Annotated in this window: 12 protein-coding genes and 1 pseudogene; 6 read left to right on the top strand and 7 right to left on the bottom strand. The window is 60.4% G+C overall.

The window, feature by feature from the left end:
- Positions 1 to 55 precede the first annotated feature (55 nt).
- The 5 genes and pseudogenes from HUU99_RS15875 to tnpC (HUU99_RS08225) all read left to right on the top strand — a co-directional run bounded on the left by HUU99_RS15875 (position 56) and on the right by tnpC (HUU99_RS08225) (position 7,783).
- Positions 56 to 334 carry an Ig-like domain-containing protein gene (locus HUU99_RS15875; RefSeq protein WP_375380095.1) on the top strand — a complete coding sequence of 93 codons (279 nt, stop codon included), beginning with the start codon at positions 56 to 58 and terminating at the stop codon, positions 332 to 334.
- A 52-nt stretch (positions 335 to 386) separates the two neighbouring features.
- Complete coding sequence (locus tag HUU99_RS08245; RefSeq protein WP_217430803.1) at positions 387 to 4,523, top strand: RHS repeat domain-containing protein; 4,137 nt, start codon at positions 387 to 389, stop codon at positions 4,521 to 4,523.
- 901 nt (positions 4,524 to 5,424) lie between these two features.
- Positions 5,425 to 5,784, top strand: a complete 360-nt coding sequence (tnpA, locus tag HUU99_RS08235; RefSeq protein WP_174286089.1) for an IS66-like element accessory protein TnpA — start codon at positions 5,425 to 5,427, stop codon at positions 5,782 to 5,784.
- Complete coding sequence (gene tnpB, locus HUU99_RS08230; protein ID WP_174286088.1) at positions 5,781 to 6,134, top strand: IS66 family insertion sequence element accessory protein TnpB; 354 nt, start codon at positions 5,781 to 5,783, stop codon at positions 6,132 to 6,134. Before tnpA (HUU99_RS08235) ends, tnpB (HUU99_RS08230) begins: the two co-directional genes overlap by 4 nt.
- 67 nt (positions 6,135 to 6,201) lie before the next feature.
- Positions 6,202 to 7,783: pseudogene (gene tnpC, locus HUU99_RS08225) on the top strand (IS66 family transposase).
- Positions 7,784 to 7,853: 70 nt separating this feature from the next.
- Here the strand turns inward: tnpC (HUU99_RS08225) and HUU99_RS08220 are convergent.
- The 4 genes from HUU99_RS08220 to tnpA (HUU99_RS08205) form a co-directional block, all read right to left on the bottom strand.
- On the bottom strand, positions 7,854 to 8,099 hold the full coding sequence (locus HUU99_RS08220) for a hypothetical protein (RefSeq protein WP_174286087.1): 246 nt from the start codon (positions 8,097 to 8,099) through the stop codon (positions 7,854 to 7,856).
- Positions 8,099 to 9,741, bottom strand: a protein-coding gene (gene tnpC / locus HUU99_RS08215) for an IS66 family transposase (protein WP_174286086.1) whose coding sequence is annotated in 2 segments (ribosomal slippage) — positions 8,099 to 8,571 and positions 8,571 to 9,741 — 1,644 coding nt in all. Because the reading frame shifts where the segments join, the coding sequence is not laid out codon by codon here. Before tnpC (HUU99_RS08215) ends, HUU99_RS08220 begins: the two co-directional genes overlap by 1 nt.
- Before the next feature lie 47 nt (positions 9,742 to 9,788).
- A complete protein-coding gene (tnpB, locus tag HUU99_RS08210) occupies positions 9,789 to 10,130 on the bottom strand; it encodes an IS66 family insertion sequence element accessory protein TnpB (RefSeq protein ID WP_254603039.1) in 342 nt (113 codons plus the stop codon).
- The gene (gene tnpA, locus HUU99_RS08205; RefSeq protein ID WP_174286085.1) at positions 10,127 to 10,492 is read right to left on the bottom strand and encodes an IS66-like element accessory protein TnpA; all 366 of its coding nucleotides are present in this window, start codon (positions 10,490 to 10,492) and stop codon (positions 10,127 to 10,129) included. Before tnpA (HUU99_RS08205) ends, tnpB (HUU99_RS08210) begins: the two co-directional genes overlap by 4 nt.
- Positions 10,493 to 10,569: 77 nt before the next feature.
- Between tnpA (HUU99_RS08205) and HUU99_RS08200 the strand changes: the two genes are divergently transcribed.
- The gene (locus tag HUU99_RS08200) at positions 10,570 to 10,755 is read left to right on the top strand and encodes a hypothetical protein (RefSeq protein WP_174286084.1); all 186 of its coding nucleotides are present in this window, start codon (positions 10,570 to 10,572) and stop codon (positions 10,753 to 10,755) included.
- On the opposite strand, the gene HUU99_RS08195 is transcribed toward HUU99_RS08200, so the two are convergent.
- The 3 genes from HUU99_RS08195 to HUU99_RS08185 form a co-directional block, all read right to left on the bottom strand.
- The gene (locus HUU99_RS08195; protein WP_174286083.1) at positions 10,750 to 11,247 is read right to left on the bottom strand and encodes a hypothetical protein; all 498 of its coding nucleotides are present in this window, start codon (positions 11,245 to 11,247) and stop codon (positions 10,750 to 10,752) included. The two genes, HUU99_RS08200 and HUU99_RS08195, sit on opposite strands and share 6 nt — an antisense overlap.
- A complete protein-coding gene (locus HUU99_RS08190; RefSeq protein ID WP_174286082.1) occupies positions 11,244 to 11,561 on the bottom strand; it encodes a polymorphic toxin type 44 domain-containing protein in 318 nt (105 codons plus the stop codon). Before HUU99_RS08190 ends, HUU99_RS08195 begins: the two co-directional genes overlap by 4 nt.
- Before the next feature lie 276 nt (positions 11,562 to 11,837).
- A complete protein-coding gene (locus HUU99_RS08185; protein ID WP_174286081.1) occupies positions 11,838 to 15,851 on the bottom strand; it encodes an RHS repeat domain-containing protein in 4,014 nt (1,337 codons plus the stop codon).
- Positions 15,852 to 15,856 lie beyond the last annotated feature (5 nt).

The following is a 15,856-nucleotide window of genomic DNA, read 5'->3' as shown; positions in this document are numbered from 1 at the left end:
CCCTCCACCTCCGCCTCCACCGCCACCACCTCCTCCGCCAGCGTCGCCGCCTCCCGTGGCGAATAACGACAGTACGACGATGCAGACCTGCTCGAGCGTCACGGTGAACGTTCTGGCCAATGACACCGGAACCGGCATTCAGCTGTCTTCGACGAGTTATTCCGGCAATTTGGGCAATGCTTACGCTATCGACGGTCAAACAATAGAATTTGACTCGAATGCGCCTAACGGCACGGCCGTGGTCCAATACACTATCACCGATATTTCAGGTCGGACGGCTACGGCCACGCTATCGATTCAAATTACAGGCAACACAAGCTGTAATCTGAATTAGTACTAATATTAAGCGGCATCATTAACGGATTTATCCATGACAGGATTTGTTCATGACAATGCGTTCCCAGACGCTGAACAAGCGCTGTTACAATGCTTCACTATCAATAATAACGTTAGCAGCTGCGTTGGTGAGCGGCGAGGCGCAGGGACAATCTGCCCCAACACCGCAGGTCGCAACTCCGTTGCGCGTCGAGCCGGATCGCAACGGGGTGAACTTGGCGGATGGGAAGCTGACGATTGACGAAACGTCGTTATCCACTCCCGCCGACCCGCATTTGACGTTCACCCGCATCAATGACGTAGCGCCCTATGTCGTCGGGAACTTAGCGTCGAGCGGCGATCAATCGAACAACACCTATTCCGTTCACACAGGCGGTAGCAGTTCCGATTCCTTCCTTTGCCCTGATTACGATTGTACTAGTCAGACAGGAGATGGCGCGCAATTCATAGCCAATGCGCGTATCTATCAAAGTGCGCCGTCTAACGACATATACACGTTCGACGTCGTTCAAGCGGCTGCATCGACCACCAACCGTACCGAAATGTATTATGCCTCGACCGCCGTTTTTACTGATGGCGAGGTACTGACCTACACATACGATACTACCAACTACACCGGTGCCGGAGGGGCTACCTTCTCAAGCCGTAGACCAATACGGGTTCAAAGCAACACCGGCTATTATCTAACAATCACCTATCAAAGCTCGGACATCAGTTCGACGGCTTTCGGCAACCCTGCGCAAGTTTCACTATATAGCCCCGCTGACGCCACCAATCCCATTGGTCAGTTGACGTATACGAGCGACGGATCGGCGACCGATCTCCTTAACCGGGTCTTCCACTGTTCGGGATGCGCTTTTTCACTTGGGGCCCAGAACGAAACATCGGGTGGAACTCGGCAATTACCCACAGAGTCTTCGGCTCAGCTCACCGTCGATGCCGCTAACGCTTCTCTAATTTCAACTATTAACCGTGATGGTGTCGTATGGAACTACAGTTTTAGCAACGCGACTTATAATCCCTATATCAGTGATTATAACTATACGGGCTTGTTGGTAACTGGTCCAAACGGTTTTTCAATGACGTACGGCGTCACGGTTGCGGGACTATCACCACAGGAAAAGCGTAACATTATCACCAGTGTCACGGACGCGCTAAATCGGACAACGTCATATTTGTACGATACCAACTTTCGTGTTGTTCAGATAACGCATCCAGAAGGGGGTATCGATCAGATTACTTATGATAATTACGGTAATATCGTCAGCGCACGAAAGAAAGCAAAACCTAACGCCAACTTGAGCGATCTTGTTGAGACGGATTACTTTGATCCCAATTGCGGGCAGTTTACCTGCAATCGTCCGGTATGGCACCGAGACGCGCTAAATCGGGAAACCGACTATACCTACGACGCAAACGGGCAGCTGACATCGGAAGCTGCGCCAGCGGATGTCTCAGGCGTTCGGCGAATGACATACGTCCAGTACGAGTCGCACGATACTGGTAGCGGCACCATCACGCGACCAATCGTCGTCCGAATATGCGGCGATACGACAACATGCGGGACGAATGCGGAAATCCGGACGGAATATGACTACTGGAACAACACGTTCTTGCCGGTCACAAAGCGTCAGATCGACGCGGCGAACGGGATCACGCTGACCACGACCTATACCTACGACAACGCCGGCCGAATGCTATCGATGGATGGTCCGTTGCCGGGCACGGACGACACCGTCTTCATGCGCTACGATGTGCTGGGCCGCAAGATCTGGGACATCGGCGGCAAGGACGCGAGCGGCAACCACCCAGCCAAACTTTACAGCTACCGCGATGCGGACGACAAGGTCGTGCGGGTGCAGACGGGATGGGTGAGCGATCCGACCAACCCTTCGCTGAACGAGACCGACCGGACGGACACCAGCTACGACAGCCGGCGCTACGCGGTGCGCGACGCGGTGTCGTCGGGGGGCACACCTTACACGGTCGCCGACAAGGCGTATGACGACCGGGGGCAACTGACCTGCACGGCGGAGCGGCTGAACGCATCGGCGTTCGGCTCGCTGCCGGCGAGCGCGTGCAGCCTGGGTAGCCAAGGGAGCGACGGACCGGACCGGGTGACCTATAACAGCTACGACGCGGGCGGTCAGCTGTTGAAGATCACCAAGGCGTATGGGACCTCGCTGCAGCAGGACTATGCGACCTACACATACAGCGCGGACGGCAAGCAGCTGAGCCTGACGGATGCGAACGGCAACCTGGCGACGATGGCGTATGACGGGTATGACCGGCAGGTGCAGTGGAATTTTCCGTCGCCGACGAGCGCGGGGCAGACGAACGCGAGCGATTATGAGGCGTACGGCTATGACGCGGTGGGCAACCGGACGTCCTTGAGGAAGCGCGACGGGCGGACGATCGCCTACGCCTACGACGCATCAAACCGGCTGGTATCGAAGACGTACCCGAACGGCGGCGCGCGGGGGGTGTATTACGCGTACGACGTGGCCGGCGAGATGACCGCGGCGCGGTTCGACAGCGCGAGCGGCGGGGATGCGGTGACGCGGGGGTATGACGGGCTGGGCCGGCTGCTGTCGGGGACGACCGCGATGGCGGGCACCGCGCGGACGCTGGCTTATCAATATGACGCGGGGAGCAACCGGACGCGGGTGACGCATCCGGACGGCGCATGGTTCTCGTTCACCTATGATGCGCTGGACCGTCCGGTGCAGACCTTGGCGAGCGACGGCGGGCAGCGCAACCTGAAGGGCTATGACGCGGCGGGTCGTATCAGCACCGACTTCGGGGGTGCGGTGAGCTATGGCTATGATCCGGTCGGCCGGCTGCAGACGCTGGGCATCCAGGACCTGACGGGGGGCGGTGCGGGGACCACGACGACGCTTGGGTACAACACGGCGAGCCAGATCACGAGCGAGGCCCGCAGCAATGACGGCTATGCGTTCACCGGCGCGGTGAACGTGAACCGGGCGTATGCGGCGAACGGACTGAACCAGTATAGCAGCGCGGGTCCTGCGACGTTCCAATATGACGCGAACGGGAACCTGACCTCGGACGGGACGACCACTTATGCCTACGACATCGAGAACCGGCTCACCTCGACATCGGCGGGTCTGAGTATCGTCTACGATCCGCTGGGCCGGCTGTACCAGACATCGGGCACGAGCACGGGCACGACGCAGTATCTGTACGACGGGGACGCGCTGGCGGCGGAGTATGACGGGTCGGGCAATTTGCTCCGGCGCTACGTCTCGGGGGTGGGGGCGGACACGCCGGAGATCTGGCAGGAGGGGCCGACCCTGTCCGACACGCGCTATCTGTTCGCGGATCACGAGGGCTCGATCGTGGCGCTGTACGAGCCGAGCCTTGGGCGCACCGCCATCAACGCGTATGACGAGTACGGCATCCCGAATGCCGGCAACACCGGGCGGTTCCAGTATACCGGTCAGATCTGGCTGCCCGAGCTCGGCATGTACTATTACAAGGCCCGGATGTACTCCCCCTCGCTCGGCCGGTTCATGCAGACCGATCCGATCGGGTACAAGGATCAGGTCAATCTCTATGCCTATGTGGCCAACGATCCGGTGGATCACGGCGATCCAACGGGAGATTATACCTGTGATACCGAGGGTACTTGTAATGATGTAAAAAAAGCCGTCCGCGATATCTCTCAGCTAGCAAAAGTTCCAAATATCGGTACGAGGATACCAGGCAATAATATCGCAAGCTCGATCACAAAGTTCTTAGGGAACGAAGGACAGAAAAATGGTGTAACAATTTCTTCGATCAGCAATACACCCGACTACGGACAATCAAGCACTTCAAGTGATATTACTAGTATCGGCATTAATTTCGGTCTGATCAAAGCAGATGGCGAGTCTCTTATAGGGGTAATTACTCACGAAACTACGCACGGTATTCTCGATCGTGGTTGGGGACCGTATCGATCGTTAGCAGACGTAGAAAACCGTGAACGAATTGCCTTTTCCGCTGAAGCAGCTGTCGATGAGGCTGCTGGTCAATCTGGTACGCGGTTTCGACCAGGCATGTCGCCGCAAGCTCGTCGGAATGCAATAAGGGAGGGTGCTTATGCGAGCTGTATTCAAGTTTCTAATGGCTCTCCGCCCAAATACGAACAGCCGTTCCCTGGAACGAACTGTCCGATATATTGATATGAAAAGCAAAATAGTCCCTTTAGCTTTGGCTTCTGTTCTAGTGTCTTGTAATTCTGAGGCTAACTCGATTATAAAACGTTGTTGGGTTTATCAAAACCAAAAGGGGGATGCATATCTGCGGAATACTGTTTCGATAGCGATACGCCCCGCGTATCTTGCCGTTCCTAGCAGGCTGTGTCAGGGAGTTAGCATTAGGATTGTGGCTTGGCCTCCTGCCTTTCCCGAGATGATGCATAGGCAGTTTGCGAATTACTCCCGAGATATATTGGCTGGAGAGGGTGATGTTCTCGTCAGGCCCAATAAGGTTTTGGCAGGTAGAATAATAGAAGCGCGTTTACTTTCGATGAATCTGCGTTTCTCGGGGGAAAGACTTAAAATTGATCATGCGGAAAAAATCTTGAGGCAATGACGAGTTTGTTTAACTCGGCACCTCCAACCTGGCCGATCTTGTTTAAACCAATAATTTTGATCCCAATTGCGGGCAGTTTACCTGCAATCGTCCGGTATGGCACCGAGACGCGCTAAATCGGGAAACCGACTATACCTACGACGCAAACGGGCAGCTGACATCGGAAGCCGCGCCAGCGGATGCCTCAGGCGTTCGGCGAATGACATACGTCCAGTATGAGTCGCATGATACTGGCAGCGGCACCATCACGCGACCGATCGTCGTCCGAATATGCGGCGATACGACAACATGCGGGACGAACGGGGAAATCCGGACGGAATATGACTATTGGAACAACACGTTCCTGCCGGTTACGAAGGTAAGCGGTAATTTCCTCCCACATTTTCGCGATGGCTGAAGCCGTTATGGTGACCCCGATTTGGGATCGGGGTGTATGTAGTGATGGACGATGTAGCGACGTTCGAAAGCTCTTTCGAAACGAGCGCACATTTGCAGCCTCAGCGTATGGACGTGATCCCGGCGGGTCGAGTGCGGCGAAGTTGGACGCCGGAGGCGAAGGCGCGGATCATCGCCGAGAGCATGGTGGCGCACGCGAATGTCGCGGAGATCGCGCGGCGCAACGACATGCTGCCGCAGCATCTCTACGCCTGGCGACGCGAGGTGCGGGAGCGGATGGAGACAAGCAGCGATACGGCGTTCGTGCCCGCGGTTGTGGATCAGCCGACCAGGTCTGATGGCGCGCGCGGGGAAATCCTGATCGAGCTCGGCGGCTTGACGATCCGGGTTCCGGACGGGGTCAGCGCCGATCATATCGAGCGGGTATTGCTGGCGGCGCAGGTGGCGCGGTGATCATCCCGCCGGGACCGTTGAAAGTGCTGGTAGCGGTCAAGCCGGTCGACTTCAGGAAGGGCATGGTGGGTCTCGCCTCGCTGGTCGAGCACGAGCTTCAGCGCGATCCGTTCTCGAGAATCCTCTTCGTGTTCAGGTGCAAGCGGGCCGATCGCATCAAGCTTTTGCTGTGGGATGGCACCGGTCTCGTGCTGGTGACCAAGCGGCTTCAGACCGGCAAGTTCCGCTGGCCGCGGTTCGGCGACGGCGTGATGAGCCTGTCGGCGGCGCAAGCCGGAGCGCTGATCGAGGGGCTCGACTGGTCGCGTGTTCACGCGCCGAAAGTGGCCCGGCCGGTGATGGCGCAATAGGTCGCACGCTCGAATCGTCCTGCCGAAAAGCCGTTGCGCAGGTGACACGATATGCTGAAATCGTGTCGTGGACGGGACCGCTGATCACCTCCCCGACGATGTCGGTGCACTGAAGGCGATGATCATCGCCGAGCGACTTCGCTTCGCCCGGCTACAGCATCTTCTGGATGTTCTCAATCGGATGCACTTCGGCAAGCGATCGGAGAAGATGGCGTCCGCTCAGCTGTTGCTGACGTTCGAGGATACCGACGTCGCGATGGGCAAGGTCGATCTGATCCAGGAGCAGAGCGCGGAATGGATCGAGCGTGCCAGTGGCGCGCCATCGAAAAGGCACGCTTCCGACGAGCCGCGGTCATCACTGCCGGCTCATCTTGTACGCTATGAGATCGAGATCGCCGGACGTCTGCGCCTGCCCAGGGTGCGGCGGCACACTGCACCGGATCGGCGAGGACCGGGCCGAGCGGCTCGACATCGTGCCTGCGCAGTACCGCGTGCTGGTGACGGTGCGGCCGAAGATGGGCTGCCGCTCGTGCGGCGACGGGGTTGCGCAGGCACGGGCGCCGAAGCACATTGTGCCTGGCGGTCTTCCGAGCGAGGGGCTGCTCGCCGATGTTCTGGTCAAGAAATATGCCGATCATCTTCCGCTCTACCGGCAGGCGCAGATCATGGCGCGCCAGGGTGTGGAGATCGGTCGAGCGACGCTCGCCAACTGGGTGGGTCGTGCTGCCGGGTATCTGAAGCCGATCGTCGCGTTACAGAAGCAGCAACTACTCGCCGGTTCCCGGCTGTTCGTCGATGAGACCACCGCCAACGTGCTGGCACCGAAGACAGGTAAGACCAAGACCGGCTATCTCTGGGCGATCGCCCGCGACGATCGTGCCCATGGCGGTGCCGACCCGCCGGCGATCTATACATACATGCCAGGCCGGGGCGGCATGTGGGCGGCGAAGCTCCTTGCCGATTATTACGGGATCCTACAGGTCGATGGCTATGAGGCCTATGGTCAGTTCGGTAAGGCGAACCGTCCCGGCGGCGCGTCGGTGCTTGCTTACTGCTGGGCGCATGTGCGGCGCGGCTTCTTCGACGCCGCCAAGGGCGATACCGCGCCGATCGCGCAGGAGGCATTGCAGCGCATCGGTCAGATCTATGAGATCGAACGCGAGATCAACGGTCGCGCGCCCGATGAGCGTCTTGCAATCCGAAAGGCGCGGTCGCAGCCCCTGGTCGAGGATCTGCGCCAATGGCTCGACGAGAAGCGCCGCCGCATGTTCAGCGGCTCCCCGACGCTGGGGCCCATCAACTACGCGCTCAACCACTGGGTCGGCCTGGGCCGGTTCCTCGAAGATGGCCGGATCGTCCTGGACAACAACCCGGTCGAGCGATCGATGCGACCGGTCGCCCTCCAGCGCAAGAACGCGCTGTTCGCCGGGCATGAACTGGGTGCCGAGAACTGGGCAGCGATCGCATCGCTGGTCGAAACCTGCAAGCTCAACGCTATCAACCCAAACGCCTATCTTGCCGACGTGCTGGCCCGCGTCGTCACCAGGCGCGATGGCGATCCGATCGACGATCTGCTTCCGGCGAACTGGGTCAATGCAAACGCCGCCCAGGCAATGTTCGAAATGAACGACATCGCTCAGGCCGCCTGAGCAAACCACGTTCGAAACTTGTTACATCGAACACAGATATCCGTAGCCATCCGGCAAAGGCCTCGGGCGGTCAGCGGCCGTTGGGCTGGTGCGGTCGAGACGAGCCCAGATCGTCGATGAGGGTGGCGAGGTTCTCGACGCCGATGTCGGTGAACGCCATGATGCCGTCCTCCTCGTCAATGGCGTAGACCCAGATCAGGCCATCCTCCCGGTCCATTCCGTTCGCGAGTTCGGCGAGCCAGTCTTCATCGGTGCCGAGGTCACGCGCGACGAGCGCGAGCGTCCTTACCGAGTGGACCTTGTTGACCTGCGCCATCAGGCGGCGAGCGCAGCCCGTGGCTGCCGCCAGTGCCAGGGCAGCAGCTCGTCCACCCGGGCGGCGGGATGATCGGCGATGCGGGCGAGGACGTCGGCTAGCCATGCTTGCGGATCGACATCGTTCAGCCGGGCGGTCTGGATGAGGGTGTAGAGGATGGCGGCGCGCTGGCCGCCACGATCAGAGCCGCAGAACAGCCACGCCTTGCGACCCAGGGGCACGCAGCGCAGCGCGCGCTCGGCGGCGTTGTTGGTAAGGCAGACCCGGCCATCGTCGAGGAACCGGGTGAACGCCTCCCAACGTCGCAGCATGTAGTTGATCGCCTTGGCGAGATCGTGGTTGCGCGACAGCATCGCCTGCTGGGCGACGAGCCACGCGTGGAGCTCGGCCATCAGCGGCGCGCTGATCTCCTGGCGCGCTGCAAGGCGGGTCGCAGCGGGCTTGCCGTTGATGGTGCGCTCGATGTCGAACGGGCGTCGAGGCGACGCACGGCTTCGAGCGCGATCGGATAGATCATGCTGGTCCGCTCGCCGCGGCTCCGCTTGCGAGCAGTGCCTTCGACATCGGCGAGCTCGAAGAACTTGCGCCGGGCATGCGCGAAGCAGCCCGCCTCTCGCACCGGACCCGGCAAGCGTCCCTCGCGATACAGCTCGCCATAGCCGCCATAGGCGTCGGCCTGCAGGATGCCGGACCAGGAGGCGAGATGGGCGCGCGGGTGCTCGCCGCGCCGATCGCGAGAGTAATGGAACAGCGCCGCCGGTGGATCCGCGCCGGCGAACGGCCGGTCATCGCGTACATAGACCCATAGCCGGGCGACGTCGGTCTTGAGCTTGGCCATGACCGGCACGGTGGTGTCGTCGCCGTGCAGCCGCTCGGCAGCCAGCACATGAGCCTCAATGCGCCGGTAGAGCGGCGTGAGCACGAACGCCGCTGCGCCGACCTGGTCGGCGAGCGTGGAGACGGCGAGCGGCACCCCTTCGCGCGCGAACCGGTCGGCCTGGCGGTTGAGCGGCTGGTGCTGGCCGTACTTCTCGAACAGCAGCATGGCGAGGAAGCTCGGCCCGGCCCAACCGCGCGGCACGACATGGAACGGCGCTGGCGGTTGGCTGATCGTCTCGCAGTCCCGGCAGGCGACCTTCTCGCGCACGGTCTGGATAATCTTCCACGACCGCGGGATCACCTCGAGCGTCTCGGTCACGTCCTCGCCCAGCTTCGACAGGCGTGAGCCGCCACAGGCCGGGCACGAGCACGGCGCGGCAATGACGACGCGCTCGCGCGGCAGATGTGCGGGGAACGGCTTCCTGACCGGACGCTTGCGCTCGAACGGGGCAACGCTCGTCGCCTTGGCGGTGGCGGCTCCGGCCGCGACATCGTCCTCTCCGGAGTCGGCCTCCAGATCCTCGAGCTGCAGCTCCATCTGCTCGAGCAGGCGGCGGCTGCGCTCGGCGCTGGGGCCGTACTGCTCGCGCCTCAGCCTGGCGATCTGAAGCTTGAGGTGCGCGATCATCGCCTGGGTCGCGCTCTCGCGCGCCGCGGCCGTGGCCAGCCGCGCCTCGGCATCGTCGGCCCGCTGGATCGTGGCAGCGAGCAGCGCCTTCAATGCGGCGACGTCGTCCGGAAGGGGCAAGATGGTGGCTTCCACGAGGGAGAATGAATCATCCTCCGCCCCTTGGTGCAAGCGATATGAGCCTATCCTGCGCTCGCCGGGCGCCAGCTGACCTGAGGATTGCGCCAGTCGATCCCGTCGAGCAGGCAGGCCAACTGCGAACGCGACAACGACACCGTGCCGTCCTTCGCCGATGGCCAGATGAAGTGGCCGCGCTCCAGCCGCTTGGCGTAGAGCGACATGCCGATCCCGTCATGCCAGATGATCTTCAGCAGCGATCCGGCCCGGCCGCGGAACACGTACAGGTCGCCGCCATGCGGGTCGCGGCCGAGACCCTGCTGCACCAGCAGCGCGAGCCCCTGCATCCCCTTCCTCATGTCGGTGTGGCCCATCGCAATCCACACCCGCGCATCCGACGGGATCACCGCATCGCCTTCAATGCCGCTGCCGCCAGCGCCGGTGACGCCGAGGCGAAGATCCTCAGACGCCCGCCATCAGCCAGGTCGAGAACGACAGCTGCGTCCTCAGCTCGCAGCCGCGTACCGTCATCGACAACGATCGCCTCGGCGAAGCCTGGGTCAGGCAGCTGCGCGACGACTGATCCGCCAGCCGCGAGGCGAAGCTTACGCCGCCATGTATAGATCAGCGAGGTCGATACGTCGTTGCGGCGGGCCACGTGAACCACGCATGCCCCAGGCGAAAACGCCTCGGACAGGATCCGCGCGCGCTCGTCATCGCCCCACCGTCGACGCCGCTCCGGACCTGACATCACCATGACCCGTGCCATCAACCGCTCCTGAGCTCGCTCGTAAGAGCACGCTTAAGACCGGTCGCTCATCTCGCCGGCAAGGCGGCACCCGCCGGATGGATACAGATATCCCGCGCGCAGTGGGGAAGAATTACCGCTTACTCTATACCGACGATCGCCCGGCGTTGGTGGACGCGATCGAAGGCCGCGACGGCGCGAAGGTCGGTGCGATCGACGAGACGCTCGCACGGGGGAAGGCGGCGACGATCGCCAGCCCCATTGACGTGGATTTCAGCTTATAGAGCTTTAGGTTCCCGGCCGGCAGTGCCGTGCCGTCTCCTCACGAAGACTATACCTCCTACACCCCCTGCTATTAGCATAGGCAGCAAGAACTCCAGACACCTCGCCCAGAAGGTGGGATCGTCTGGCTCCGGCAATACAGATACCGCAAAGCCTGCCGCTAATGGCAAGAAGGTCAACCCCAGAAGCGCACCATACACTATACCTATCCGGGTCTCCATTTCTGCCGGTATCTTCATAAATCTATCCGCCAAGTAGCAGAACGGAAGAACGGCGATGGCACCGCAGACGAAAAACACAACCGCCTGTATGGCCTCGTAGATTACAAGCGTGAGCAGTGCACTGGGCTTGGGATCGGCGATACCGTATTTTGCTATGCTTACGACAAGCGCCTGAACCCCATGGACTACGGCGAAGCAACAAGCTGCGGATAGTGTGGAGAGAAGATACCCTCTCCAAAACCTATGACTTAGCGGGCTGATGAGGGTTGTCATCGTCCCCGGCACCCGTTTGTCGCATATCCCCTAGGTAGCTGCTTGGCAGCACTGTTGTCTTCGCCGAAGGGATTGTTGATGTTGAGCTTACTATTCTTCAACGCATAGGCACCCGCCCCAAACTCGGCGACCCCTTGAGATAGCCCAACACCGGAAGCCACCGCACCATAGGCGAAATTGCCCGCCTCTCCGAGGAAAGTCGCGTTAGCCAGCCCCTTGAAATTGAGCTTGAAGTCGATCGGACCTCTCGATCCCACCTGATCTATGACGTCCAATGCGGATGTTGCACCCGAACCGGGACCGGTATTGGCCAACGTCTGATCGATAGCGGCTGCAACGTATGACCCAACAGTTCGACCGTTTGGTAGCACCGTTGCGCAGGTGATGGGCTGGTTATTCTGCGGCAACGCAACTCCAATAATAGATTCAATCCCGTTTAGCTTTCCCGGTTTTAGAATAAATTAATGTTATCATGACTAACGACAAAACAATTAATGAAAATAATCGATGATTTGGAATGTTTGTAAACATCAGTATTGTTATTAAAAATGTCGAAAAGAAGACCAAGTATAGTATAGCTCGATTCATACTCAGTTCCGCTCCGGGTGCAAAAAGTCTGAGGCAGCTAACCCGCATGAAACGCCTGCCGTTGCTGCCGTTACTACTGTTTCAATCGCAAATACACTCGTCACGCATCCGATACTATCTAGTACTGCGAATAATGGGTCTTCCGGCGCACCAAATTTGAGTTTCGTGCGCGGCTTTGGTGGGACTGGTTTAGGTCCACAGAAATTATTGGCAAGAGTGCAAGGATTAGGTGGCGTAGGAAGCTTGCAATTCACGCCCGGCTTGCATGGTGGATCAACATTCTGCGGCTGTTGCTTGGCTGCGATTACGATATCGCCCGGTATCGTATTCGAGAGGTCAATAATACGTCCGTCCGGCAGATGATAAGATTGTAGGTCGGATGGAGAAAGCCCTGAAGCGACAGCCTGTCCATTGACTACGATGTCCGGACCGGCAACGCCGCCATTGGCACCTCCACAACCTGCCGCGGTCTCCGAGGTGGTTCCGTTATTACAGGTAAACAGCGTTCCGCTAGGATCGGTGAAGTTCACCGGATCCCCACCCGCGTAGTTATACCAGTTCAGCCCATCGCCATAGCCGATGGGATCGGTCTGCAGGAACCGGCCGAGTGTGGGCGAGTACATCCGCGCCTTGTAGTCGTACATGCCGAGTTCGGGTATCCACTTCTGCCCGGTATACTGGAACCGACCGATATTGCCGCTGCCCGGAATGCCGTATTCGTCGTATGTGTCGATCGCGATCGCGCTGCCGGCGTCGTTGGTGACCGCGATCACGCTGCCGCGCTCGTCGGCGTGCAGGTAGCGCCGGTCGCTCGTCCCCGATCCCTCGTACCAGACGATCGGTTCGTCGCTGCCCGGGCCGTAGACATAGCGTCTGAGCACCGCGCCATTGCTGCCGTTTAGTTCGGTTGTAAGCAGGCTACCCACATAATCGAGGTTCTCACCTCCGCCGCCCGATAGTATCTGCCCCAGCGTCCCCGCCGGACCGCGGTAGAACAGCTGGCTCGTATCGCTCGTCTGGAACAGCTGATTGCGAGTGTTGTAGACATAGCTCTGCCCCCCCGCCTGCGTCAGGTTGCCGCGGCCGTCATAGCTCGGCGTGATGCTCCCGGTCTGGGTATACTGGTTCAGCCCGTTGACGCTGTAGGCGCGGTCGACGTTATAGCTCTGGGTAAATGCATAGGCATCGTTCGAACTGGTCCGGCTCGCGATCTGCCCCGCCGGGTTGTATGCAAACCCCAGCGTCAGGTCCTGTGCCGTTCCCGCCAGATCCTGCGTCAGCCCGCTCAGCCGCGACGCCGCGTCATAGGCATAGCCCGTCACCGTGCCGTTGCCGCGCGTCAGGCTCGTCCGGCGACCCAGATCGTCGTACGCGAACGTCGCCAGCGCGAAGCCGCCGTTCTCGTGGACGACGCTCACCTCACCCGTTACAAGATGATCGTAGGTCACGTAGAACCCATCCGCCCACGTCTGGCGCAACAGGTTGCCCGCGATGTCGTAGGACAGCGCATTGCTCGACAGGTCGCTCGATTGCTGCACTACCCGGCCCAGCGCATCATAGGACAGCGATACCGTCCAGCCGTTCTGGTCCCCCGCGGTCAGCACACGGCCCAGATTGTCGTAAGTGTAGCTCACGTCCACCTCTGCGACATTGGTGTTGGGGTTGTCGTCGTACGTTCGCCGGTTCAGCGCGTCGTAGCTGTAGTTCAGTACCTGACCATCGCGTAAGCGACGGCTCGTCACATTGCCATTCGCATCATAGCCCAGCTGCTCGTAGCTGCCGCCGGGATACGTCGTCGTCAGCGCACGGTCGAACCCGTCATAGCCGTAGTTCGTCACGTTGCCGTTCGCATCCGTCACGCTCGCCGTCTTGCCGTTGGCGGTATAGCTCATATGCTCGGTCGCCGCTTCCGGCGCACCATACGCCGTGGTCACGTAATCCGTGCGGCCGATCGCGTCATAATGGGTGAAGCCGATCCGGTCGTTGCCGAAGCTGCCGGCAGTGCCGAGCGAACACGCCCCGGGCAGCGAACCGAACGCGGCCGGGTTCATCCGCTGCGCGGTACATTGCAGCCGGCCGGCGCCGTCATAGGCATATTGCACCACCGCGAACATGGTACCGCCCGCGCTCAGCGTCGTCTGCACCTTCCGGTGTGCGGCGTCATAGTTCGTCGCCACCGTCTGCAACGCGGCGAAGTTGCTGCCGGTATCGGTGCCGATGTCGACCTGCGCGACCGTACCATCGGCATTGTAGGTCGTGCGCGAGGCGCGTGGCTTGAGCGGTCCACTGCCGTCGGGATCCGGCGAGATCGTCTCGACCAGTTCGCGGTCGGCATCGTACGCGAACGTCGTTGTGTCCGCCGCACCCGGCAGCGGCCCGTCGATGCTGACGACGTTGCCGACCGCGTCATATGCATAGGCAGTGGTCGCCGTCAGCGATCCGTCGCCCGCCCCCGTGGTCACGCTCGTCGGCAGGAGGTTCGCATTGTAGGCGGTCGTTGTCTTTACCTCGTCCGTGCCGCCGGAACAGCTGGAGGCAGTCTGGCACTGCGAGATAGTCATCGGCAGCGAAACGCCGCCCACGCTCGTGTATGTGTAGCGTGTCTGCGGACGAACGCCGTTCGCGCCCGCAGCCGCGGTTGCGCTCGCGATTTCGCCGGTCGTCGCATCATAGGCATAATCGGTCTGGTTGCCGAGCGCGTCGCGCGTCCATGCGGGCTTGTTGCAGGTTGCTGCGCTGCTGCACGGGTAAGACGCCGACGACACAGGCTGCGACCCGCCACCCTTGGCGTTCGCTGTGATCGATGTGACATTGCCATAACCGTCATAGGCATAGCTCAGCCCGTCGCCTTCCGGTCTGGTAACCTGGGTGATCCGGCCATTGCCGTCATATTGCGAACTGGTGGTGTGATTGAGCGCGTCGGTGACCGAGGTCATCCGCTGCGATGCCAGGTTGAAGACGTATGTCGTCACGTGCGATGCGGGATCGGTGACGGTGACCGTTCTCAGGCCGCCATTATCACTGGCGCTATAGGTCGTGGTGCCGACCGATGTCGTAATGCCGCTGACCCTGCTCCCGTTATAGGCGACGGTGACGTCGTCATTGGTGCTGCCGGGCAGGCGGATACCGACGATACCGATCGCGTTCGACCGGTAGAGCGTCGAACGGCCCGCAGGGTCTGTGATCGTCACGACATAGTTGTTGTTGGCGTCAGTGCTGCCCGAGAAACTCTCCGAAGGACCAGCCGCCCCTGTCACGGTGTTCGTGGACGAGACGCCTAGCACCGTCGAGAACTCCTGGAAATTCGGCTGGTCGGAGGGATCTTCAGGGTCATAAGGATCGAGTTCGCCATAATTGAACGTCAGGCTGTATCCTGCGGTGCTCGACACCGTCGTGACACGGTAGGCGTAATTGTGCTGCGTACAGATGTCACCATCACCTCCAGGTTTCGATCGGGAGCAATAGCTGATGCTGTAATACGAGAAGGTTTCTTTGAGGCCAGACGGGCTGGTGATGTCCGTCACCCGCCCGTAGTTGGAATAATATGGATAGACGCCTGCCATCGTCTTGTTGAAGTGGATGACCGAGCCGTCCGACTGGGTGTAGGCGAAGACGTTGCCACTGACCGTGAGCGATGCCCCGTTGCCCTCTGTCGGCGTAAAGGTCGATCCCGAGACAGTGAATGAGTCGGAATAACCGCCAATTGCCACGGTCATGATGTTGCCGCTCTGGTTCAGCGATACGGTTGTGTTGTCGGTCCAGCCGGACCCGGTATTAATCTGCTGATAGGTCAGCCCCTGCGACGACGCGCCAAGGGTGATGGGCGCGCCACGTGCATTGAATGTCCCGAGGAACAGATCGACGCTGTTCCCGTCGACCGAGGAACGGACGGGGGCAGGTGCGGCCAGCTGTGCGAACGCGGTATGGGTTACCACCGATCCGATGACGCTGGAGAGCAGCAAGACGACACGGCGCGTGCGAAGGCTGCGCCGCGCAACCATAGTCGAACAGTTCATGACAT

Source organism: Sphingomonas bacterium (genome assembly GCF_903642285.1).
In the GTDB taxonomy this organism is placed as follows: Bacteria; Pseudomonadota; Alphaproteobacteria; order Sphingomonadales; family Sphingomonadaceae; genus Sphingomonas.
This window is presented reverse-complemented; position numbering and strand designations above follow the sequence as displayed.